General features: G+C 57.7%; 19 protein-coding genes. 10 read left to right on the forward strand and 9 right to left on the reverse strand.

The window, feature by feature from the left end; all coding sequences use genetic code 11:
* Positions 1–27: 27 nt before the first annotated feature.
* From MUU53_RS05150 to MUU53_RS05160, 3 genes are read right to left on the reverse strand one after another with little or no spacing between them, the layout of a single operon-like run.
* Positions 28–3,177, reverse strand: coding sequence for an efflux RND transporter permease subunit (locus MUU53_RS05150; protein WP_165134536.1), 3,150 nt, complete (start codon positions 3,175–3,177; stop codon positions 28–30).
* A gap of 26 nt (positions 3,178–3,203) precedes the next feature.
* Positions 3,204–4,337, reverse strand: coding sequence for an efflux RND transporter periplasmic adaptor subunit (locus MUU53_RS05155; RefSeq protein WP_247259926.1), 1,134 nt, complete (start codon positions 4,335–4,337; stop codon positions 3,204–3,206).
* Positions 4,338–4,374: 37 nt separating this feature from the next.
* On the reverse strand, positions 4,375–4,980 hold the full coding sequence (locus MUU53_RS05160; protein WP_247259927.1) for a TetR/AcrR family transcriptional regulator: 606 nt from the start codon (positions 4,978–4,980) through the stop codon (positions 4,375–4,377).
* A gap of 150 nt (positions 4,981–5,130) precedes the next feature.
* Here MUU53_RS05160 and MUU53_RS05165 point away from each other — a divergent pair, with 150 nt between their 5' ends.
* Complete coding sequence (locus MUU53_RS05165) at positions 5,131–6,672, forward strand: PAS domain-containing sensor histidine kinase (protein ID WP_247259928.1); 1,542 nt, start codon at positions 5,131–5,133, stop codon at positions 6,670–6,672.
* Positions 6,673–6,727: 55 nt separating this feature from the next.
* Positions 6,728–7,003 (forward strand): BON domain-containing protein, encoded by a 276-nt coding sequence (locus MUU53_RS05170; protein ID WP_247259929.1) that lies wholly within the window; start codon positions 6,728–6,730, stop codon positions 7,001–7,003.
* A gap of 72 nt (positions 7,004–7,075) precedes the next feature.
* Here MUU53_RS05170 and MUU53_RS05175 read toward each other — a convergent pair whose 3' ends face one another.
* Together MUU53_RS05175 and MUU53_RS05180 are read right to left on the reverse strand one after the other, a co-directional pair.
* Entirely contained in the window at positions 7,076–9,424 is a 2,349-nt protein-coding gene (locus MUU53_RS05175; RefSeq protein WP_247259930.1) for a glucose/quinate/shikimate family membrane-bound PQQ-dependent dehydrogenase, read from the reverse strand.
* Positions 9,425–9,552: 128 nt separating this feature from the next.
* Positions 9,553–10,056, reverse strand: coding sequence for a sigma-70 family RNA polymerase sigma factor (locus tag MUU53_RS05180; protein WP_247259931.1), 504 nt, complete (start codon positions 10,054–10,056; stop codon positions 9,553–9,555).
* A gap of 193 nt (positions 10,057–10,249) precedes the next feature.
* On the opposite strand from MUU53_RS05180, the gene ku (MUU53_RS05185) reads away from it, so the two are divergent.
* Together ku (MUU53_RS05185) and ligD are read left to right on the forward strand one after the other, a co-directional pair.
* Positions 10,250–11,122 carry a non-homologous end joining protein Ku gene (gene ku / locus MUU53_RS05185; protein ID WP_247259932.1) on the forward strand — a complete coding sequence of 291 codons (873 nt, stop codon included), beginning with the start codon at positions 10,250–10,252 and terminating at the stop codon, positions 11,120–11,122.
* Between the two features lie 3 nt (positions 11,123–11,125).
* On the forward strand, positions 11,126–13,612 hold the full coding sequence (gene ligD, locus MUU53_RS05190; protein WP_247259933.1) for a DNA ligase D: 2,487 nt from the start codon (positions 11,126–11,128) through the stop codon (positions 13,610–13,612).
* Positions 13,613–13,615: 3 nt separating this feature from the next.
* Here the strand turns inward: ligD and ku (MUU53_RS05195) are convergent, their stop codons facing one another.
* Complete coding sequence (ku, locus tag MUU53_RS05195; RefSeq protein WP_247259934.1) at positions 13,616–14,422, reverse strand: non-homologous end joining protein Ku; 807 nt, start codon at positions 14,420–14,422, stop codon at positions 13,616–13,618.
* A gap of 166 nt (positions 14,423–14,588) precedes the next feature.
* Between ku (MUU53_RS05195) and MUU53_RS05200 the strand changes: the two genes are divergently transcribed.
* From MUU53_RS05200 to MUU53_RS05210, 3 genes are all read left to right on the forward strand, one after another.
* A complete protein-coding gene (locus MUU53_RS05200; RefSeq protein WP_247259935.1) occupies positions 14,589–14,960 on the forward strand; it encodes a hypothetical protein in 372 nt (123 codons plus the stop codon).
* Positions 14,961–15,125: 165 nt separating this feature from the next.
* Positions 15,126–15,302: a hypothetical protein gene (locus MUU53_RS05205; RefSeq protein WP_247259936.1), complete on the forward strand. Its 177-nt coding sequence runs from the start codon at positions 15,126–15,128 to the stop codon at positions 15,300–15,302.
* A 155-nt stretch (positions 15,303–15,457) separates the two neighbouring features.
* Positions 15,458–15,955 (forward strand): YciE/YciF ferroxidase family protein, encoded by a 498-nt coding sequence (locus MUU53_RS05210; RefSeq protein ID WP_062555856.1) that lies wholly within the window; start codon positions 15,458–15,460, stop codon positions 15,953–15,955.
* Between the two features lie 47 nt (positions 15,956–16,002).
* Here the strand turns inward: MUU53_RS05210 and MUU53_RS05215 are convergent, their stop codons facing one another.
* Complete coding sequence (locus MUU53_RS05215; protein ID WP_247259937.1) at positions 16,003–16,224, reverse strand: hypothetical protein; 222 nt, start codon at positions 16,222–16,224, stop codon at positions 16,003–16,005.
* A 174-nt stretch (positions 16,225–16,398) separates the two neighbouring features.
* Here MUU53_RS05215 and MUU53_RS05220 point away from each other — a divergent pair, with 174 nt between their 5' ends.
* Both MUU53_RS05220 and glgA read left to right on the forward strand, forming a co-directional pair.
* Positions 16,399–16,722 (forward strand): DUF2934 domain-containing protein, encoded by a 324-nt coding sequence (locus tag MUU53_RS05220; RefSeq protein WP_247259938.1) that lies wholly within the window; start codon positions 16,399–16,401, stop codon positions 16,720–16,722.
* 310 nt (positions 16,723–17,032) lie between these two features.
* Positions 17,033–18,499, forward strand: coding sequence for a glycogen synthase GlgA (gene glgA / locus MUU53_RS05225; RefSeq protein ID WP_247259939.1), 1,467 nt, complete (start codon positions 17,033–17,035; stop codon positions 18,497–18,499).
* 57 nt (positions 18,500–18,556) lie between these two features.
* Here glgA and glgX read toward each other — a convergent pair whose 3' ends face one another.
* Positions 18,557–20,638, reverse strand: coding sequence for a glycogen debranching protein GlgX (glgX, locus tag MUU53_RS05230; protein WP_247259940.1), 2,082 nt, complete (start codon positions 20,636–20,638; stop codon positions 18,557–18,559).
* 288 nt (positions 20,639–20,926) lie between these two features.
* A complete protein-coding gene (locus tag MUU53_RS05235) occupies positions 20,927–21,202 on the reverse strand; it encodes a hypothetical protein (protein ID WP_247259941.1) in 276 nt (91 codons plus the stop codon).
* A 119-nt stretch (positions 21,203–21,321) separates the two neighbouring features.
* Here MUU53_RS05235 and MUU53_RS05240 point away from each other — a divergent pair, with 119 nt between their 5' ends.
* Complete coding sequence (locus tag MUU53_RS05240) at positions 21,322–21,588, forward strand: hypothetical protein (RefSeq protein ID WP_247259942.1); 267 nt, start codon at positions 21,322–21,324, stop codon at positions 21,586–21,588.
* Positions 21,589–21,698: the final 110 nt, after the last annotated feature.

Genomic DNA, 21,698 nt, shown 5'->3' on the forward strand with positions numbered 1-21,698 from the left:
AGGGGTGCGCCGCTTCCCGCAAGTCGCTCACTCCGCGGCGGTGGAAAGGTTGAGCGACAACTGGTCCTTGCGCTGGTCGTCATTATCACCAGCGCCGGATTTGGATGCCTTGTCCCGTCCGAAGAACAGGGCGTAGGCAGCAGGCAGAACGAGGATGGTCAGGACGGTGGCAACCATGATGCCGCCCATCATGGCATAGGCGAGCGGTCCCCAGAAAAGCCCACGCGAGATCGGTATCAACGCAAGCACGGCCACCAGTGCCGTCAGCATGATCGGACGGAAGCGACGAACCGCCGAGCCGATGATAGCTTCACTGCGCTCCATTCCCGACGCAATATCCTGGTCAATCTGGTCCACCAGAATGATCGAGTTACGGATGATGATGCCGAGCAGTGCGATGACACCGAGGATCGCCACGAAGCCGAAGGGAGCGCCGGTGATCAAAAGTGCCGCTGCGGCACCGATGATTCCGAGAGGACCGGTCGCCAGCACCAGCATGGCCTTGCCGAAATGCTGCAACTGGATCATCAGCAGCGTAACGATCACGAAGAGCATGACGGGCGCCTTGGCAGCAATCGACATCTGGCTTTCCGCTGCATCCTCTGCGCCGCCCTGGATTTCGACCTTGTAGCCGGCAGGCAGGTTTTTACGCAGATCTGCCATCCCGCTGTACATCTTCGCAGCCAGATCGTTCGGTTCGACACCGTCCGGAACCGTTGCCTTGATCGTGATGGTCGGCAGACGGTCGCGTCGCCATTCGATCCCGTTTTCCTGAACCGGCTCGATGCGGGCGATCTGGCTGACTGGCACGAAGGCGCCGCTGTCCGTGGGGATATAGACGGAGTTGACAGCCGTCAGAAGGTCCCGCGTGGCATCCGGTTCGCGAGCGACGATGGAGACAGTCTCTTCGCCATCACGGAACTGGTCGAGCGTCACACCCGACATCGATGCATAGAGCATCTGTCGGACGCGCTGCGATGTCACGCCAAGCGCCCTCGCCCGATCCTGGTCGATGACGAGCTTCATGGTCGTCACCGGCTCCAGCCAGTCGTCATGGATCGTGCCCAGTTGCGGGTTCTGATGGAAGCGCTGCTTCACCTGATCGGCAATCTTGCGCACCTCTTCACGGTCGGGACCGACGACGCGCATCTGTACGGCCCAGCCGACCGGCGGCCCGAGGAAAAGACGATCCACCTTGCCGCGGACGGACGGGAAGTCTTCCGCAAGGATCTTGCGCAGCTTGATGATCATCCGCTCACGCTCTTCCAGACCGTTCGACATCACCAGAAGCTGGGCATAGTTGGGGTTGCGAAGCTGCTGGTCCAGCGGCAAGAAGAAGCGCGGAGCCCCTTCGCCGATGAAGGTCGCGACGAATTTCTTGTCAGGATCGTCCATGATCTTAGCTTCCAGCGCCTTCGCCTGACGCTCCACCTCTTCGATGGCGGTGCCTTCCGGCAGCCACATATCGACGAGAATTTCAGGACGCGAGGATTGCGGGAAGAAGCTCTGCGGAATGAACTGGAAGGACCAGAGGCTGGTGCCGAAGACGCCAAGCGTTGCCACCAGCACGATCAGCCGGTGCCGCACGCTCCAGGAAACCGTGGCGCGAAGCCCGCGGTAAAACCGCGTGTCGTAGACATCGTGATGCGTTCCCGCATGCGCGCGCTGCTTCAGGATCATGTATCCGAGCCAGGGCGTGAAATAGACAGCAACGAACCAGGATGTCACGAGTGCGATGCCGACCACGTAGAAGAGAGACCGGACATATTCACCCGCAGTCGAATCCGCAAAGCCGACCGGAATGAAGCCCGCGGTCGTGATCAGCGTACCCGTCAACATGGGAAAGGCGGTGGAGGAATAGGCGAAGGTGGCGGCGTTGAGCTTTTCCAGCCCTTCCTCCAGCTTCCGCTCCATCATTTCGACCACGATCATAGCATCGTCGACGAGAAGACCAAGCGCGATGATGAGAGCGCCGAGCGAGATACGCTGCAGCTCGATGCCGAGCTCGTACATGATGGCGAGTGTCGCCGCCAGCACCAGCGGAATGGAGATGGCAATCACGATGCCCGAACGCCAGCCGATGGACAAAAGCGAGACGACCAGAACAATGACCAGCGCTTCCAGAAGCGCCTGCGTGAATTCGCCGATCGCCTCATGCACGACCTCCGGCTGGTTGGCGACCTGCGAAACCTCAACGCCATAGGGAAGCGCATTTTCGAAGTTGCGATAGGTTTCTTCGATCCATGTGCCGACGTCTGTAACCTTGTAGCCATTCTGCATGACCACACCGATCTGGACCGAATCCTTGCCATTGAAACGGAACTTGCGGTCGTAGGGTGAGATCAGGCCCTTGCTGACGGTGGCGATATCGCCCAACCGAAACACTTGGCTACCGCTGCGAATGCGCAGTTCGCGAATATCCTCCGGCGTCCGCATGCCCCCTTCCACGGTGATGCGCACGGAACGGGTCGCCGTCTGTACATTGCCTGCGGGATCGACATTGTTTTGGCCGGCCAGCGCGTTTTTCACATCGTTGAGCGTCAGCTTGCGCTCCGCAAGCGCCTTGGAGGATACGTCGATGTAGATGCGCTCCGCCTGGTCGCCAAGAATGGAAACCTTTTCCACGCCCTTGGTCGCCAGCAGCATGTCGCGGGCCTTGGTCGCGAAGTCCTTGAGCTCAGGATAGCTGAATCCGTCGCCCGTCAGGGCGTGGAGGGTCACATAGGTATCTCCGAACTCATCATTGAAATAGGGCCCGAGAACGCCGCTCGGCAGATCCTGCTCGATGTCGCCAATCTTCTTGCGGACCTGATAGAAGGCGTCTGCCACCTGTTGAGAATTGGTGTTACCCTTGATCTGCAGCGTGGTGATCGAGAAACCGGCGCGGGTGTAGGATTTCACCCAATCGAGATGCGGCGTTTCCTGCAGTTTGCGCTCGATCTTGTTGACGACCTGATCCTGCATTTCCTCGATGGAAGCGCCCGGCCAGACCGCCTGCACGACCATGACACGGAAGGTGAAGTCCGGGTCTTCCTTCTGGCCCATGTTCATGATGCCGAGGCCGCCGATCAGGATGATGATCCCGAACAGGAAACGACCGATGCTGGGATGAGAGATTGCCCAGCGCGAGAGGTTGAACGGCTGCCTGGGCGAGCCGGGTGTGCGAAACGCCTTCATCACTTAATCCCCTGTACCCGGATCGATCAGGACTTTGAAGGGGCGACTGCGGTAGATGCACCACCTGCTGTCTGACCTTCGCCTTCGTAGATTTTGACCTGCAGATCAGGCTGCATGAACTGCGTTCCGGCAGCGACAACCAGATCGCCAGCCTTCAAGCCATCGGCGATGCGCACGCCGTCTTCGGCAAATCCGTCAACCTGTACCGGGTGCGGATGGACCTTGGAGGATGCAGGATCGACGAGCCAGACGATCGATTTTCCGTCCTTCTTCGCCAGTGCCGCGAGCGGGAGCACGAAACCGGGGGCACTGCCGGTAAACTCGGTAGAAATAGTGGCCGTCATGCCCAGCCGCAGCGCCGGGTCATCCGGCAGGCTGACGCGAACGGTGAATGTGCGCGACTGCTGGTCTGCACTGCCTGCCACTTCCCGCACCTTGCCTTCCAGAGCCAGATTGCCATCGGCCCAAAACGAGGTCTTGACGGACTTGCCTGGCGAGAACTGCCGAATTTCTGCTTCCGGCACGGCTACCTCGATCTCCTTGGCACCATCCTGCGCGACTCGGATGACCGGCGTACCGGCCGCCACAACCTGACCCGCCTCGGCATTGACAGCCGTGACGATACCGTCGACATCGGACGAGAGCACACCGTAGCCAACGCGATTTTTCGCCTGCGTGAGGGACGATTGAGCTGCATCGCGCTGCGCAATCGCCTGACGAGACGCAAGCTGGGCCTGCTCCAGCGAGGATTGGGGCGTAATGTTCTGGCTCTGCAAGGTCTCTGCACGCTTGAGGGCTAGCTTCGAGATTTCCACCTGCTTTTCGGCGGATGCGAGTTCAGCCTCGGCCTGACGTACCGAAAGCTCATAGTCTGTCACATCGATGCGGGCGACCGGCTGTCCTGCCTTGACCCTTTGGCCGACATCGACGAGACGCTCGCTGATCTTGCCATCGACCCTAAAGCCCAGTGGCACTTCGGTGCGGGCACGAATGGAGCCCGAATATTGTAGCAAAGGCCCTGCCTGCCGGGCCTTCACCTCAACGACCTTCACCGGACGGATGACCTGCCCGGCAGCCTTCTTCTCTTCCGTGCAGCCGGACAGAATGGCTGCAACAGCCACGATCGCCACACCCAGTTTCCCCAATTCTACAACCGACATCGTGCGGTTCCTTCTCCACGCTCACTCAGAGCAGATTTTAACGCAGCGCCTGGATCGCAAACTCGATCAGAGCTTCAGCTGTGATGACGTCATCGGGTGCCGCTGTCTTTGCCACCAGTTGCGGGTGACACAGACAGACCCCAGCATGCATGTAGCACTCGGCCGCAAGCCGAGCGTCCTGCTGGCGGAATTCGCCGGCTTCGATACCGTCCTTGATAATGTCCTCGATGATGCCGCGAACACGTGCGAGGTGTTCCTCGATCACAGGCCATTGTTGGTCCATTGCAACAAGCACCATCTCATGGACCTTCTGCTCATCAAGCATCGTTTCCATCACCAGACGGTGCTGAAGAAGCGTATGCGCACGCAAGCGGTCTGCGGCAGAGGCCTCACGTCCTGCACTCTCGGCCAAGGCATCGTACTGAGCGGCCAGCATGCGGCGAGCGAGAGCCTGGTGAATATCGGCTTTCGACGCAAAGAACCGATAGATGTTGGCCGGCGACATCGACAGTTCCTTAGCGATGTCGGCGACATTCGTTTTGGAATAGCCGTAGTGCTTGAACACCCGTTCCGCGCAATCGAGAATCCGCTCGATATTCTCCTGACGGGATATCTCGCTCGCGGTTGTAGAATAATCGTTCATGACTTCCGTTTGATGTCTGACGAATTTTGAATTTCGTCAGACATACAATATCTACTGGTGTTTGGTCAACTGGCGGACAGAATGAATGACTTCCGGAACTTTATGACAGACTATCAGTTCGTCGGGGCTGCGAATCGTGGAGAATGGAACATGGCCGAAGGCCGCACTGCGCGCCGTCACGTGCAGGATCGTTATCGGCTGCTGATCGAATCCATTGTCGATTACGCAATCTACATGCTTGATGAAGACGGCCACGTCGCCAGCTGGAACCCTGGTGCGCGCCGCCTCAAGGGATACGAACCCGACGATATCCTGGGCCGTCATTTCTCCAGCTTCTACACGCCGGAAGATCGCGATGCCGGGGAACCGGGGCGTGGTCTTGAAATAGCAAGACGCGAGGGTCGTTTCGAAAACGAGGGTTGGCGGGTCCGAAAGGACGGAAGCCGTTTCTGGGCCAGCATTGTTATCGATGCGATCAGGGACGATGAAGGCAATCTCATCGGCTTTGCCAAGGTAACCCGCGACATCAGTGAGAAACATCAGGCCCAGCTTGCATTGGCTCAGGCACGCGAGGACCTGTTTCAGGCGCAGAAACTGGAGGCTATCGGTCAGATGACCGGAGGAATAGCCCATGATTTCAACAACGTCCTGACGGCTATTCTCGGCTCCCTGCACCTTTTGAAGAAGCGCCTGCCAGACGATCCGGAACTTGCGCAGCTTCTGGAGAGCGCCCTGCGCGGGGCAGAACGCGGCGCATCATTGACCAAACGGCTTCTGGCCTTTTCGCGACGCCAGGAATTGCATGTGCGCGAAGTCGAAATTGCTCCGCTGGTCGAAGGCCTGATCGATCTGGCCAGCCGGTCGATCGATCCCGATACCCGTATCGAAACGCAGCTTGAAGCAGCACTTCCGCCAGTACGGACTGATCCCGCCCAGCTGGAAATGGCCCTTCTCAATCTGATCGTGAATGCGCGCGATGCGATGCCGCAAGGTGGCATCATCCGCATACAGGCGCAGATCGACGGGCAGGAACGAGACGATACGGGCGATCAGCAATTCGTCTCCGTTGCGGTCATTGATGAAGGCGAAGGCATGGATGCCGAGACACTGCAAAAGGCAACGACCCCCTTCTTCACGACAAAAGGGATCGGCAAGGGAACGGGCCTGGGACTGGCCATGGTTCAGGCGCTTACGGAACAATCGGGCGGCTTCCTGCGTCTCCACAGTGAACCCGGCTTTGGAACCCGCGCGGACATCATTCTTCCGGTCGCTGTTTCCACTGCTGTTTCTGTGAAGTCCGAGGAGCCCCTGAACTGTATGTCTGCCCCTTTCGACAAGAAACTGACCGTGCTCGCCGTTGATGACGATTCACTTGTCTTGATGAACACCTCCATGATGCTGGAAGATCTGGGCCACACTGTTATCGAGGCCTTCAACGGCCCTGAAGCGCTGAAGGTCCTTCAGTCGCGGCAGGATATTGATATGGTCATAACCGACCAGTCCATGCCGATGATGACCGGCGTGGAGCTGGCGGATCGGGTACAGGAAGCCCACCCGAGCATTCCCGTTATTCTGGCAACAGGCTATTCTGAACTGCCGACGGGACAATTTTCGGCGCGGCCCCATCTCAACAAGCCTTTCACACAGCATGAGCTGCAAACGGCCATCGCAGGCGTCTTCTCGCGGTCCTGAACCTTGAGCCCTCTTGCGCGTTTGAGTTTTGAAACTCGAACAACGGAGCAGAAATATGGTGTTCAAACCCCAGACATTTCACGAGAAGGCACCAACGGTCGTAACCGAATTCCCAACGGAAGCAGCGCTTGAGGCGCAAGTGGCAGCGGCGCTTGCGGAAGCAGGCGGACTGGATGCGGCAGACATCTCCGTCACAACCAAAGCCGGAACCGTAACCTTGATTGGACGCGTGCTCCTCGACAGTCAGATCGAGCGCGCCGAAGAGGTGGCTCGCTCCGTCCCGAACGTCACCGACGTCGTCAACAAACTCGTATCTGAACAGACACACTGACTACAGAAGCGACCAATTGATAAAGCCCGCGACGAAATCAATCGTCGCGGGCTTTGTTTTTGTGCGTGGGTGTCAGCGACGCGGCATGCTGTAGGCGATGACGTAATCGCCCGGCTTGGTGCCGATCGAACCGTGGCCACCGGCAACCATGACGACGAACTGGCGGCCGTCATCAACCGAATAGGTCATGGGTGTTGCTTGACCGCCTGCAGGCAGACGCGCTTCCCACAGCTGTTCACCCGTCGTGAGATTGTAGGCGCGCAGGTAGTTATCAACCGCGGCACCGAGGAAGGCGATACCGCCCTTGGTGATCATCGGTCCGCCAATACCCGGAACACCGACCTTGAAGGGCAACGGAAGCGGCGTCATGTCGTAGACGGTGCCGTTCTTGTGCTTGTAAGCGGTTTTTCCGGTGCGCAGATCGGCGCCTGCGACATAACCCCATGGCGGAGCTTGGCAGGGAATGCCAAGCGGACCGAGGAATGGCCCCATGCGCACGGCATAAGGAGCGCCATCATTGCGGTTCAATCCTTGCTCGGAACCCTTCTCGTCCTGACCCTTCGGTGGAACCTCTGACCGTGGAACCAGCTGCGAGGTGAAAGCAAGGTAGGTCGGCATGCCGAACATCACCATGCGTTCCGGATCGACCGCGACGGAACCCCAATTAAAAGTTCCGAAATTGCCGGGATAGACCAGCGTTCCCTGCAAGGAAGGCGGCGTATACTGGCCGTCATACTTCAACTGCTTCAACCGGATGCGGCACACCATCTGGTCGAACATGGTGACGCCCCACATATCCTTGCCCTGCAGCGTTGGCGGGCGGAAATTGAGCGCGGAAATCGGCTGCGTCGGCGCCGTGCGATCTTCCGGAATGGCACCGCCCGGTGCTGGCTGCTCCGTGACCGGCAGGATCGGCTCACCATTGCGGCGATCGAGAACGTAGATATCGCCCTGCTTGGTTGGTCCGACCAGTGCTGGCACCATGGCGCCATCCGGCTTGCTGAGGTTCATCAGAACCGGCTGGGCTGGCACGTCCATGTCCCAGAGATCGTGATGAACGAACTGCCGCATCCAGCGGTCGGCGCCAGTGTTGATATCAAGCGCGACAATGCCCGCCGAGTATTTCTCGACGTGTTCGGAACGGTTCATGCCAAGCTGGTCGGGAACCTGGTTGCCAAGAGGAATGTAGACGAGTCCCAGTTCCTCATCCACGCTGAACACCGACCAGCTATTGGGCGAGTTGGTGGTGTATTTCTGCCCATCCGGCAAAGGCTGGGTCTGCGTCGGATTGCCGGAATCCCAGTTCCAGACCAGAGCGCCGCTGTTGACATCGAAAGCGCGGATGACGCCGGACTGTTCTTCCGTCGAATAGTTGTCGTTGACGGCACCGCCGATGATGATCTTGCCCGCGGCGATGACCGGAGGCGATGTGGAATAGTAGTAGCCTGCCGGATTGTGCGGCATCTTTTGTTCCAGATGCAGGACGCCGTTCTCCGCAAAGGAAGGGCAGACCTGACCGTTCGCCGCGTCCAGTGCAATCAGCCGCGCATCCGATGTCGGCAGATAAACGCGTTCGGCACAAGGTTGACCGGCTGCAATCTGCGGGTCCTTGTAATAGGTCACACCGCGGCAGGTCTGATGCTGGCGGTCGGGATTCAACCCGACATTGGGGTCATACTTCCATTTCTGCTTGCCGGTCGTCGCATCAAGAGCGATCGCCCAGTTGTGTGGCGTGCAGAGATAAAGCGAATTGCCAATCTTGAGCGGGGTTACCTGATAGGTCGTCTCTCCCACATCCTCAGGCAGCTTTACGTCACCCGTCTGGTAGCGCCAGACCTCCTGAAGATCGGAAACATTTTGAACGTTTATCTGGTCCAGAGGAGAGTACCGCTGCCCATAGGGCGTCCGCCCATACTGGTGCCATTCGCCCGGAGGCACATTGCCACCCAGCGCCGGAGCAGCCGCGATCTTGTCTGTCGGCAAGTTGCCGGAAAGGTCATGGCTGTTCACAAACATGGAAATGACGGCAATGAGAACCGCAAGGCCGACCGATGCGGCAAGCGGTGCGGCACCCGCACTATAGCGGTGACCGGTGTTCGGGCTCACAAAGCCCAGCGGCCTGCGGATCCATGGCGTGAGAAGCCATATGCCAGCCACGATGATGACGCCGCCGCGCGGACCAAGCTGCCACCAGTCTAGGCCAACTTCGAGAATGGCCCAGCCCAGAGAACCGAGAATGATGAGGGCGTAGAGCCAAAGGGCTTCTGCGCGGCGAAGAAAAAGCAGGATGGCGGTAGCAATGAAGGCGATACCGGTGATGAGGTAGTAGGCACTCCCTCCCAGCATCAGCAGTTGCGCGCCGCCAGCCGCCAGCGCGATCCCGATCAATGTGAACAGGACCGCTGTGATCGTAACAGGCATAACGAAATCCTTGAAAAAAGGTGCAGAGATAATGAGGCCGAACGACCTCCCGCGCCCGGTGAACCTTGGGTAGCGCCAAAAGGTTCCCCAATTTTTCAAAGATGACTGCGGATAAGGGAGATTCTCCGTTAATCGTCCTCACCCAGTTCCAGAAGGATCTGGTGGCGCGCCCGGTTCAGCCTGCTCTTGACCGTTCCCACGGCGACATTGCAGATTTCGGCAGCGGACTCGTAGCTTTCCCCCAGGATCGCGACGAGCGTCAGCACTTCGCGGTAATGCGGAGGAAGCTTCGCCAAGGCACGCTGAACCTCGCGTGCCCGCGTTTGCACTTCCTGGGTCGCTTCCATCGGGCTATCGCCGGAAACACATTCTTCCAGTCCCGGCGCTTCCCGGCCCAGCACCTTGGAGCGGGTGTAGAACGTGTTTCGCATGATGGTGAAAAGCCAGGACTTCAGCTTGGTACCCCGTTCGAACTTGTCCAGATTGGCAAGTGCCTTCATCAGCGTTTCCTGCACAAGATCGTCCGCATCCGTCGGGTTGCGGCAGAATGTGCGTGCAAAGGCGCGCAACGCTGGAATGAGCCTGACAATATCTGCGCGAGCAGGATCGCGACTCAGCTGTTTATCGGACACCGTTTGAAACCTCTCCAAAGCCTGGTGGGGTGGCGGTGGGAAAAGTCGCATCCGTGTATTTTGTTCCGCTAAAATGAGCATATCTCAGGTTGTCCGAAATCGTACAAAAACCCGCGCCTGATAAGCGCTCGCGCTCTGGCGGAACCAAACCCTCTCTTTGCGGTTGAACTGGCGTTCTGAAGGAGAAGAAGCCGTGGCACCCCGCGCGAACTGGAAAGGCCATCTGACCCTTGGTTATCTGAGCTGTGCGGTCGCTCTCTACACCGCAGCCTCGACATCCGACCGGGTCAGCTTCCACATTATTAACCGCCGCACCGGACACCGTGTGCAAAGGCAGATGGTGGATGCCGAAAACGGCAAGCCGGTTGAGCGTGAGGACATCGTGAAGGGCTACGAACTGTCCAGCGGAGACTATGTTCTGCTTGATCCCGACGAGATTGCCGAGGCCGTGCCCGAGAGCGACAAGACGCTTGCCCTTGAAACCTTCATCCCCTGCAATGAGATCGACACCATTTATCTCGATCGGCCCTACTACCTCGCTCCGGCGGACAAGGTATCGGCGGAGGTTTTTGACCTTATCCGCCATGGCCTGGAGGCTAAAAGTGCGGCAGCGCTCGCACGCACGGTGCTGTTTCGACGCCTGCGCACGCTGCTCATTCGACCACACGGCGATGGACTGATCGCCACAACGCTGAACTACGACTACGAGGTCCGGTCTGCAAGCGAGGCATTTGCCGACATCAAGGAGTTCAAGATCGAAGGCGAAATGCTGGATCTGGCACAGCACATCATCAACACCAAGCGCGGGAGCTTCGAGCCGGAAGCCTTCGAGGATCGATACGAGAACGCTCTGCAGGAACTCGTGAAAGCGAAGATCGAAGGCCGCAAGCCACCGAAGAAGCCCAAGCCCAAGGAAACGAATGTCGTGAACCTGATGGAAGCGCTTCGCATGAGCGCCGGCCTGAAGGAGAGCGAGAAGAAGCCGAAGCGCAAAGCGTCCAGGGCGGTATCCGATAAGAAGTCACCGAAGCGCGCTTCACGGCCTGCGACCCGGAAAGCGAGCTAACCCATGTCTCTTGCACAGTACAATGACAAGCGCGACTTCAAGACCTCTCCGGAGCCACGCGGCAAGAAGGCAAAGCAAGCGGGCAACAGCTTCGTCATCCAGAAGCATGCAGCGCGGCGGCTGCATTACGATTTCCGGCTGGAAATGGACGGCGTCCTGAAAAGCTGGGCTGTCACCAAGGGCCCAAGTCTGGTTCCGGGCGAAAAGCGGCTTGCAGTGCATGTCGAGGATCATCCGCTCGATTACGGCACTTTCGAAGGCACGATTCCCGAGGGCCAGTACGGTGCGGGTGAGGTCATTGTCTGGGATCGGGGAACATGGGAACCGATCGGCGATCTCAAAAAGGCCTATAAAAAAGGTCATCTGGAATTTGCGCTTCACGGAGAAAAGCTGGAGGGCCGCTGGCATCTGGTCCGCATGGCTGGAAAACCGGAAGAGAGCCGTGAGAACTGGCTTCTGATCAAGGCAGAAGATGAGTTTGCCCGAACGGAGACAGACGCCGACATTCTGGAGGAGAGGCCCGCCTCCGTGAAGTCGGGCCTTGACCTCAAAACCAAGCGGCCGAAAAACCCAACAAGGAAGGCGCCGGAAAAGGCCCCTAAACCTGAAAAGAGAACCGTCGGTATCAAAGGTGCACGGACGGCAGCCATGCCCGACTTTGTCGAACCTCAACTGGCGACACTGGTCAAATCCGCGCCGTCCGGAGAACGCTGGCTGCACGAGGTGAAACTGGACGGCTATCGCCTGCAGGCCCATATCAAAGACGGTGTCGTCAGGCTTTTGACCAGAACCGGTCTCGACTGGACCGAGCGCTTTGGCACGGACATCAACAAGGCGCTTCAAGGCCTCCCCGCTCGTCAGGCGATCATCGATGGCGAAGTGGCCGTCGAATCCGGCAGTGGCGCAACGGACTTTTCACTGCTGCAGCAGGACTTGAGCGAAGGACGATCAGAACGCTTTGTCTTCCATCTGTTCGATCTCCTTTATCTTGATGGACAGGATTTGACCAAGACGCGGCTGGTGGATCGCAAGGCGGCATTGGAACGACTTCTGAACGAGTGCCCTCCCAATCTGCGCTACAGCGAACATTTTAGGGATGAAGGCGGGCTGGTTCTCAAGCACGCCTGTCGCCTGAGTCTCGAAGGCATAATTTCGAAGCTCGCGAACGCCCCGTACAAAAGCGGTCGCGGACGCGATTGGGTCAAATCCAAATGCTCCGCCCGCCAGGAATTCGTCATCGCAGGCTATGTGCCATCCACGGTCTCGAAGTCAGCCATCGGCTCTCTGGTCATGGGTTACTATGAGGATGGCGTCTTGCAACATGCGGGTCGGGTGGGAACCGGCTTTTTGACCGCATCGGCGCGCTCCCTTTTCAAGACACTTGCACCGTTTGAGACCGAACGGGCGCCGTTCGAAACAAAACTTACCGCAGATGAACGCCGCAATGTGGTCTTCGTAGAGCCAAAGCTGGTGGCCGAGGTGGAATTTCGCGGCTGGACGGCAGATGCCCATCTGCGGCACGCATCGTTCCGGGGCCTGCGGGAGGACAAGGAGGCAACCGCGGTCGTGCGGGAAACAGCGCCTGACCGGGACAAGGACAACACAACGCGCGACGTCCAGCGCAGCGTCAAGCTCACGCATCCGGATCGCATCTACTGGCCGGATGCCGGGGTGAGCAAAGCAGGTCTTGCTGACTACTACGCCGAGGTATGGCCTTTCATGGCACCCTTCGTCGTCAATCGTCCGCTGTCTCTGGTTCGGGGCCCGGATGGCATCACCAAGCCTCTGTTCTTCCAAAAGCATGCATGGAAGGGCATGACAAAGAATGCGAAACTGGTGATCGATCCCGCCGACGAAAAGGGAGAGCAAAACATCACCATCCGAGATCTCGATGGGCTTCTCGGGCTTGTGCAGGGTGGCACGCTTGAAATCCACCCCTGGGGCTCCAGCGTTTCCGATTGGGAGCGCGCCGACATGGTGATCATCGATCTGGATCCCGGCGAGGGTACAGACTGGCAGGCGGTCATGACAGCAGCCGGCGAAGTGCGCTCGCGATTTGAGGACATGGGCCTCACCGGTTTCCTGAAGACATCCGGCGGCAAGGGTCTCCACATCGTTGCTCCGGTCAAGCCGAAAGCAACATGGCCTACGGTAAAGGCTGCCATGAAAGCTCTTGCCGATTCCATGGCAAGCGACAACCCTGGTCTTTACGTTTCGACCGTGACCAAGTCCAAGCGCAGGGGAAAGATCCTGATCGACTATCTGCGAAACGGCCGTGGCGCGACTGCCGTCGCCCCCTATTCGGCCCGTGTCAGACCGGGCGCGCCCGTTTCCATGCCGATTGCCTGGAATGAGCTTGACCGAGGGATGGGCCCTGCCCATTTCACGGTTGAGAACGCGAGCGCCAGATTGAGGGCACTCGGTCAGGACCCTTGGGCAGATTTCCGGAAGGCGGAAGCGCCGATTAACCATCGCCCCGGCAAAAAGTAGCGTTCACTTGCCCTTGGCGCGGCGCTCGTCGTCAAGGCTCTTCTTCAACGCGCTCATGATGTCGACAACGTTGTCGGAGCGCTTCGCACCGGATTTCGAGGGCGTAGCTCGCGTCTTCTTGCTCTTTTTGCGTCGCTTGATGATATCGAGCAGCTTGTCCTGAATCGGATCGTCCGCCATGGCAGGATCCCACTTCTCCATGCGTTCGCCGATCAGTTTCTTGATGAGCGACAAATGCTGAGCATCGGATTTTCCGGGCTGTGCCAGCTGATAATAGGCGTCCGCATCGCGCACTTCATCGCCATATCGAAGCGTCCAGACAATAATGCCCTTACCATCCGGCACCAGCATCACAGCGCGCTCCCGACGGTACATCACGAGCCGCGCAATACCAACCATGCCGGTGGCCGCCATGGCCTCACGGATGACGGAGAATGCCTCCTCACCCACCTTGTCGTCCGGCGCCAGGAAATGCGGACGGTCATACCAGATCCAGCCGATCTCACCGGAGGGAACGAAGGCTTCGATGTCTATCGTGCGAGTACTTTCGAGACCAACATCATCCAGCTCTTCGTCCTCGAACAGCACATAGTCGTCTTCACTCCGTTCGAACCCCTTCACCTGATCATCGTCATCGACCGGCTTGCCGGTGACGCCGTCGACATATTGCGAAAGGACTCGATTGTGCGTCTTGGCGTTGAGATTATGAAACCGCACCTTTCCGCTTTCTGAAACGGCTGGCGCCATCGTCACCCGGCAGGTCACGAGCGAAAGTTTAAGATAGCCTTTCCAGAAAACATGCGGCGCCACGGCGTTTCCTTCTCCGAATACCGGAACTCGGGACATTAACCGCCGGGATAGCTGTCGGTTCCGTCCGTTGCCACCAGTCATCTCGCAGACGGAACAAATGAACAGGACTATCCGTTTGCGAAGCAGATCGAACACACGAAATCTGTTTCACGGAAAGGCGGAGAAAATGAGCATCGTTGGCACTCAGGTTATCGCGGAAGGCAGCGGAAATGCCGGCTATACTGTTGAATTCGTCGGAGATAACGGCGACGTCGTCTCGGTAACTCTTCGCTCGGATACCGCTTCAATCAACCGTAACAACGCTGTTTCAAAGGCAAAGGAATTTCTGAGCCGGATCGTCGAAAGCGACGCCCTGCCGGACAAAATGGTTGAAGGAGAGCGAAAGCAGGCTCAATCCTCGACTATGGCGACAGATAATCGCCCCTCCAAGGCAGCCCAGGAAGAGCAGCTGAACGAAGGTCTGGAAGACACATTCCCGGCAAGCGACCCCGTTTCAGCAACCATTACATCCATTCCGGGCCGCGATCGGACCCACTGATTGGTCCCAACGCAAATCGATACATCCGAGCAACGCCCGCTGCCATAGAAGCCAGCGGGCGTGTCTCTGTGCATTGCACAACCTTTACAAGGATGGGGGATCGGGGCTTTCCCTCTTGCTTAAGAAATCACTGATAATCTCTTGCTGGAAAGCCGAGAGGTCAGGATGAAGAAAGTGACAGGCAATACCAATCAGGATGAAGCGCAGCGTCTGCGAACGGTCGGGCCGAAGATCGCCGACCTTTTGACTGAGATCGAGAAGGAGCCTGTGCCGGAGCGCCTGATGGACCTGGCACTCGAATTGCAACGGGCCCTTGCTGAAAAGCTCGGCAACGAAGACTGATGATGCCTTGATCTTTCCGGTGGATCGGCTCGATAGGTCGCAGTCCCAAGCTCATCAAAAAAGATTCTCTCCCAAGCCGTGGAACCTGGCCTGCGTCGGCCTGTTAGGAGGCCGCCAGCTTTGAGGCACCCACAACCACGAGCGGAGAGAAACACATGGCAACGAAGACGCTTGACGACCTCTTTCATGAAACACTGAAAGACATCTACTATGCCGAGCGAAAAATCTCGAAGACCCTTCCAAAGATGGCACGCGGCGCCCAGAACGAGCAATTGAAGCAGGCCTTCCTCGATCACAAAGAGGAAACCGATGGCCAGATCGAGCGCCTTCAACAGGTATTCGAACTGATTGGAAAGCGGGCACGCGGCAAAACCTGCGATGCAATCGAAGGCATCATTTCCGAAGGCGAAGAAATCCTTGAAGAGTTCAAGGGAACACCGGCATTGGATGCCGGACTTCTGGCGGCTGCACAGGCGGTAGAGCACTATGAGATTGCGCGCTACGGCACCCTCTGTGCCTGGGCAAAACAACTTGGCCTTGACGAAGCCGCGCAGCTGCTTTCCGAAACTTTGAAGGAAGAAAGTGCGACGGACGAAAAGCTGAGCAAGCTTGCACAGACCACGCTGAACTCGGCTGCAAAGAAAGCGGCCTGAGCCTCGTTGGGCCGACCGTTTCGGTCGGCCCAAACCTTTCAGCCTCATCAGAACAAGGGGCGATACCCTTCCGGCATAACTGGAATCATCTGACCGTTGAGTTCCTGACGACGGAAGACGATCCGGCGCAGGGTATCGGTTTCGCGCAGGGCATGAAGGCGCGCAGCTCTGAGTGCAAGCGAATAGGATGGATAGGAAGCGGAAGCCTTCCCGTCGAGCACATAGATCCAGCCGGAAGAATGTGGAACAATATCAAAGCATTTTTCCATAGAGTGGCCCTCCCAAGCCCGGCACCCAAACTGACCAGGTCCGCACAAGTTCCCACTTTCTAAAAAATTAATTTTTAGGCTTGCCACTTTTCGATGCAGTGCACAAAATCAATGTGGACGTGGAACCTATTCGATTTTGCTAACGTTAACGGTGTTGGGCGAATGGAGAGGAATATGGCGGACTCCGAAAATTGGATAAAGCAACGTGCATACGAGCTGTGGGAAGCCGATGGCCAACCCCATGGGAAGCATGATGAGCACTGGGCTCAAGCCTGCGCAGAGTACGAAGCCCGCACGAACAGCAGTGTAAAGGCTCCTACAAAGCGTAAGACAAGCGCGAAATCCGCTATGAAGCAATCGGATGCGTCAAAGACTGTGACCGCAGCAAAGCCTCACGCAACAAAGTCTGCGGCAAAGACAGTTTCGAAGGCTGTGCCGGAAAAACCTTTGGTTGAAGAAACCCAATCTAAAAGGTCACGTAAATCCCAACCCGCCTGATTTAGCTCGGGTGGGCTGTTCCCCGTTTATGTTTTTGTGCCGTCGCACGCGTTGCGGCGGACGATTCTCTATTGCATCTGGACATATCAATCAAAATGCGCCCGTTGAAATGCTTTATAATTTTCTCACATTGCCAGAACTCGGCGTCTTTCTTTCACGTTCAGGCTGGGGATGGTGGGTACGCAGATCGTCATATGAATGACGGAAGGACGAAGACATGATGAACGCGCCCGTAAGCTTTGGCGAAAGGCGCGGAGCATTTCGCCAAAGGAAAGGTTTTTCCGGTACGAGGATGAAAGATGCAGGTCAGATGAGAGTGCTTTCAGTCACGTCCGAAATGTACCCATTAATCAAGACCGGGGGGCTTGCGGACGTTACTGGTTCTCTCCCAAAAGCCCTTGCCAACTGCGCAATACAGACGACGACAATGCTTCCCGGCTACCCTTCCGTTCTTGCCAAGCTGCCGGACCTCCTCCCGCTCATACGCTTTGAAGATCTGCTTGGCCAGCGCGCCACATTGTTTCGTGCTGAGCATGAGGGTCTGGACCTAATTATCCTCGACTGCCCTGCTCTCTATGATCGTGACGGCGGTCCTTATATCAACGGAGCGGGAGAAGATCATCACGACAACTGGTTGCGCTTCGCAGTCCTTTCCAGGGCTGCAGCCGAGGTGGCCAATGGCGCACTTCCGGGTTGGCAACCGGATCTTGTCCATACGCACGACTGGCAGAGCGCGCTGACCTCCGTCTACATGCGGGAGGCCGGATGTGATGTTCCCGTCGTTCTGACGATCCACAATCTCGCTTTTCAGGGTCAGTATGGTGCCGATCGTCTTCCGGCGCTGGGTCTGCCCCAACATCTGTTCAACACCAATTGCCTCGAATATTTCGGCGATATCAGCTATCTGAAGGGTGGGCTGCAAACGTCGGACATGATTACGACCGTCAGTCCAACCTATGCCCGGGAGATCCTGACCAGTCGCTTCGGCATGGGTCTGGATGGTGTGCTCAATCAGCGCGTGATGTCCTTGCGTGGCATCGTGAACGGCATTGACATGGATATCTGGAACCCCTCGACGGATCCGTTTCTGCCAAGGAACTTCGATTCCACCAGCCTGAAGCGCAAACGCGAGAACCGGGTACCGCTTCTGGAACGCTTTGGACTGGAACAGGGCGACGGGCCCGTCTTCTCGGCCATCACCCGGCTGACCTGGCAAAAAGGCATGGACATGTTCGCGGAAGCGGCGGACGAGGTGCTGTACCAAGGCGGCAGGATCATCGTTTTCGGCCAGGGCGATCACGAGATCGAACGCATTCTGAGGCGCACTGCAGACAGGTTTCCGGGAAGGATGGCCGTACACACCGGCTATGACGAGCCAACGGCCCATCTCATCCAGGGTGGGTCGGATGCCATCGTTCAACCGTCTCGATTTGAACCCTGTGGCCTGACACAGCTTTACGCGCTTCGCTATGGCTGCGTGCCGGTCGTTTCACGCACGGGCGGCCTTTCTGAAACCATTATCGACGCAAACGACGCCGCCATTTCGGCGCGTGTTGCAACCGGCTTCCAGTTCCATCCGGTCAATACGGATGGTTTGCGGCTGGCCTTGCGTCGTGCGCTCGATACATATGGAGATACGCGTAACTGGGCGCGGTTGCAGCATCAGGGCATGAAGACGCACTTTTCATGGGAACGGAGCGCCGAGAAATACGCAGCCATTTACAACAATCTGTTGGCTCGACGGCAGGAGACGACAGATCAGCGGCGATATCGCTGATACCTCCAAGCTGTATGGCATCAAAAAGACGGGTGAACCCGGCTTTTTCTGTCTCTGTTATCCACGTCGGAACACGGCAAGGCTTCGGCCTTCCAGCTCGTAGTCTTCGTCCTGATCGATCTCTTGCCCTCGGATGGAAGGATCAGCCGTCGTCAGTTCGAGGATCCATCGCCCTTTGTTCAGCGGCGGAATCTTGAAGGGTACTGTTCCTTCAAAGGGATTGAACAGCATCAGCACATCCGACCAGATGCCCGACTGTCCTTCCAGATCGCGACGGCCAAGATGCAGACCAAGCGTTGTGCCCTCCAGCCATTGCTCCGGCTGCTGGTAGCCCCCGCCAGCGTTGAACCAGTTCACCTCCATTCCATCGCGCCAGCTTTCGCGGCGGAAGATCGGCTGCTTGTGACGAAGCGCGATGATCTGCTTCGTGAACTTGCGAAGGGCTTCGTTCGTGTCGGGCAGGCCTTCCCACTGTAGCCAGGAGATCTCGCTGTCCTGGCAATAGCCGTTGTTATTGCCCATCTGGCTTCGGCCGAATTCGTCACCCGCCAACAGCATCGGCGTGCCATGCGAAAGCAGGAGCGTGGCGAGGAAGTTGCGCTTCTGACGCTCACGGACAGCGTTGATGCCCTCATCTTCCGTCGGGCCTTCCGCACCGTAGTTGTAGCTGCGGTTGTCATTGTGGCCGTCGTTGTTGTCCTCGCCGTTCGCGTCGTTGTGCTTCTCGTTGTAGGAAACAAGATCGTTGAGCGTAAAACCGTCATGCGCTGCAAGGAAGTTGACGCTCGACCACGGGCGGCGGCCTCTAAGGTCGTAGATATCGCCGGAACCAAGCAGACGAGCGGCGAAATCCGGTGCAGTATTCTGGTCACCCTTCCAGTATTCGCGGGTCGTATCGCGATACTTATCGTTCCATTCTGCCCAGCCGGGTGGAAAGCCACCAACCTGATAGCCGCCCGGACCGATATCCCACGGCTCGCCGATCAACTTGACTTTGGACAGGATCGGGCATTGGGTGATGGCATCAAAAAACCCACCGCGCTGATCGAACCCTTCGGGCTCACGCCCGAGAATGGTCCCGAGATCGAAGCGGAACCCGTCCACATGCATGTGCTCGACCCAGTAGCGCAGCGAATCCATGATCATCTGCAATACGCGCGGGTGGGAGGTGTTTACCGTGTTTCCGGTGCCGGTGTCATTGATGTAGTAACGGTGATTGTCCGGCAGGGTGCGATAATAGGAGAAGTTGTCGATGCCTTTGAAGGAAAGCGTCGGTCCAAGCTCATTGCCTTCCGCCGTGTGGTTGTAGACCACATCCAGAATGACCTCGATGCCGGCATCGTGGAAGCTTCGCACCATATCGCGGAAGCCCTGTATGCCTTTCGGGCCATAGTAACGGGAGGCAGGCGCAAAGAAGCCGATCGAATTGTAACCCCAGAAGTTATTGAGGCCCTTGTCCAGAAGGTGCTGGTCATCCGGAAATTCATGGACTGGCAAGAGCTCGACAGAGGTAATGCCCAGGCTTTTGATGTAGTCTACCGTCGCCTTGTGTCCCATGCCCTCATAGGTGCCGCGCAGATCCTGCGGGATGGCCGGGTTGAGCTGCGTAAAGCCCTTCACATGCGTTTCATAAATGATCGCGGACGGCCAGGGGACGTTCGGACGATTATCGCCTTCCCAGTCGATGGCGTAGGGATCGATCACCCGGCACTTCGGCGTGAACGGCGCACTGTCGCGCTCGTCGAAGGTAAGGTCCTTGTCGTCGTGATAGATGTCATAGGCAAAGTGGGCGTCGTTCCACTCGTACGTGCCGAAGAGCTCCTTTGCATAGGGGTCCAGCAGAAGCTTGTTCGGGTTGAACCGGTGGCCGTTTTCCGGGTCGTAGGGGCCGTGGACACGATAGCCATAGAGCTGGCCCGGCTTGAGGCCAGGCACATAACCGTGCCAGATCTCATGTGTGTTCTCGGGCAGGGTCAGCCGTGCGATTTCGGTCTTGCCGGTGGGATCGAACAGGCAGAGCTCCACACGCTCCGCATGCGCTGAAAACAGCGCAAAGTTCGTTCCCTGACCGTCAAACGTGGCACCCCGTTCCAGCCAAGTGCCAGATTCGATCGTAAAATTATGTGACTTCGTGTCCATACCGCACCCTGCTGTTGCTTTGCACAATCAAAAGCGCGAGATGGTTTTTCGTTCCCGTTTGCCCTGCGGAATCTAGGCGGCATTATGGCTTCGGTGTCGTCGTCATGCCCTAATTATTGCTTTGGGAGTCTCCGCCCGTGCCCGATTGAGGGGTCGGATCCCGATCAGCCGGGGCCGTTCCCTGCCCTTTCGTTGTCACGGGATCCGTATCGCTGCGCGTGTTTTGCTGATCAGAATCGCATCCGGCCAGCAAGGCGAGAAGCGCTATGGCACCAATCGTCCGTTTCATTATGCGCGCTCCTCTTGGTGACGGCCTTGCGTCTTCGTTCGGTCCATGGAGACGATCTTGTCGACCGCTGCGATATCCGCCTCAGCGGCACCGGGGATAGGATCGGCAGCGATTGCTTCCAGAACCTCAGGCGAGATCGCGCCCTTCCGGATGACATATTCCAGAGCTTCACGCGTATCGCGCTCCGCCTTGAGTTGAGCGTAAAGCGCAAGGATGAGACGGTCCCGAATGTCGTTGCCCGGGGAAATTCCATCCAGTGCAGCATGTCCTGCCATTGTGCATCCTCCAAAATATTACTGGCAGAGTAACTCAGCTGTTTACGGCATTGTTCCCAAATCCCTTCCGGGCGCTATCTCGTTCCGATGTAGTCAATTCTCAACCGAAGGACCCACGAATGACCGCTTTGACACCGGAAGAACTCGAAGGACGAGTGAACGCGCACCGCGAGCTGATGATAGATCTCGTCGCAGCGCTCATGGGCGGGGACCGTGCCATTGATCGCTTCATCGCCAGTATCCGCGATGACGCGAGCTATAAAAATCACGAGGAAGATCCGGGCGTCATCCCGACCGAAGGCCTGGTGCTGGAGGCCGGAATGGCACGCGAAACGCGGTCTATCCTGGAGGCGGCGAGAGCACGTCACATGGCTGCAAATCCTTAAGCGACTGTCATTTTTCAGACAGAGTTTCGGCCCATTCTTCACACCTGTGGCAATTCTGTGGAACCTGAAAACGGAAGGAGCGTTTTGAGGGCACACAGTCAGGGAGAAGT

The sequence above is a fragment of the Affinirhizobium lemnae genome, assembly GCF_022968395.1.
In the GTDB taxonomy this organism is placed as follows: domain Bacteria; phylum Pseudomonadota; class Alphaproteobacteria; order Rhizobiales; family Rhizobiaceae; genus Neorhizobium; species Neorhizobium lemnae.

Coding starts and splice junctions, on each gene's coding strand:
- MUU53_RS05150 (WP_165134536.1), bottom strand. CDS start 3,177: ATGAAGGCGTTTCGCACACCCGGCTCGCCCAGGCAGCCGTTCAACCTC.
- MUU53_RS05155 (WP_247259926.1), bottom strand. CDS start 4,337: ATGTCGGTTGTAGAATTGGGGAAACTGGGTGTGGCGATCGTGGCTGTT.
- MUU53_RS05160 (WP_247259927.1), bottom strand. CDS start 4,980: ATGAACGATTATTCTACAACCGCGAGCGAGATATCCCGTCAGGAGAAT.
- MUU53_RS05165 (WP_247259928.1), top strand. CDS start 5,131: ATGGCCGAAGGCCGCACTGCGCGCCGTCACGTGCAGGATCGTTATCGG.
- MUU53_RS05170 (WP_247259929.1), top strand. CDS start 6,728: ATGGTGTTCAAACCCCAGACATTTCACGAGAAGGCACCAACGGTCGTA.
- MUU53_RS05175 (WP_247259930.1), bottom strand. CDS start 9,424: ATGCCTGTTACGATCACAGCGGTCCTGTTCACATTGATCGGGATCGCG.
- ligD (WP_247259933.1), top strand. CDS start 11,126: ATGTCTCTTGCACAGTACAATGACAAGCGCGACTTCAAGACCTCTCCG.
- MUU53_RS05200 (WP_247259935.1), top strand. CDS start 14,589: ATGAGCATCGTTGGCACTCAGGTTATCGCGGAAGGCAGCGGAAATGCC.
- MUU53_RS05205 (WP_247259936.1), top strand. CDS start 15,126: ATGAAGAAAGTGACAGGCAATACCAATCAGGATGAAGCGCAGCGTCTG.
- MUU53_RS05210 (WP_062555856.1), top strand. CDS start 15,458: ATGGCAACGAAGACGCTTGACGACCTCTTTCATGAAACACTGAAAGAC.
- MUU53_RS05215 (WP_247259937.1), bottom strand. CDS start 16,224: ATGGAAAAATGCTTTGATATTGTTCCACATTCTTCCGGCTGGATCTAT.
- MUU53_RS05220 (WP_247259938.1), top strand. CDS start 16,399: ATGGCGGACTCCGAAAATTGGATAAAGCAACGTGCATACGAGCTGTGG.
- glgA (WP_247259939.1), top strand. CDS start 17,033: ATGAGAGTGCTTTCAGTCACGTCCGAAATGTACCCATTAATCAAGACC.
- glgX (WP_247259940.1), bottom strand. CDS start 20,638: ATGGACACGAAGTCACATAATTTTACGATCGAATCTGGCACTTGGCTG.
- MUU53_RS05235 (WP_247259941.1), bottom strand. CDS start 21,202: ATGGCAGGACATGCTGCACTGGATGGAATTTCCCCGGGCAACGACATT.
- MUU53_RS05240 (WP_247259942.1), top strand. CDS start 21,322: ATGACCGCTTTGACACCGGAAGAACTCGAAGGACGAGTGAACGCGCAC.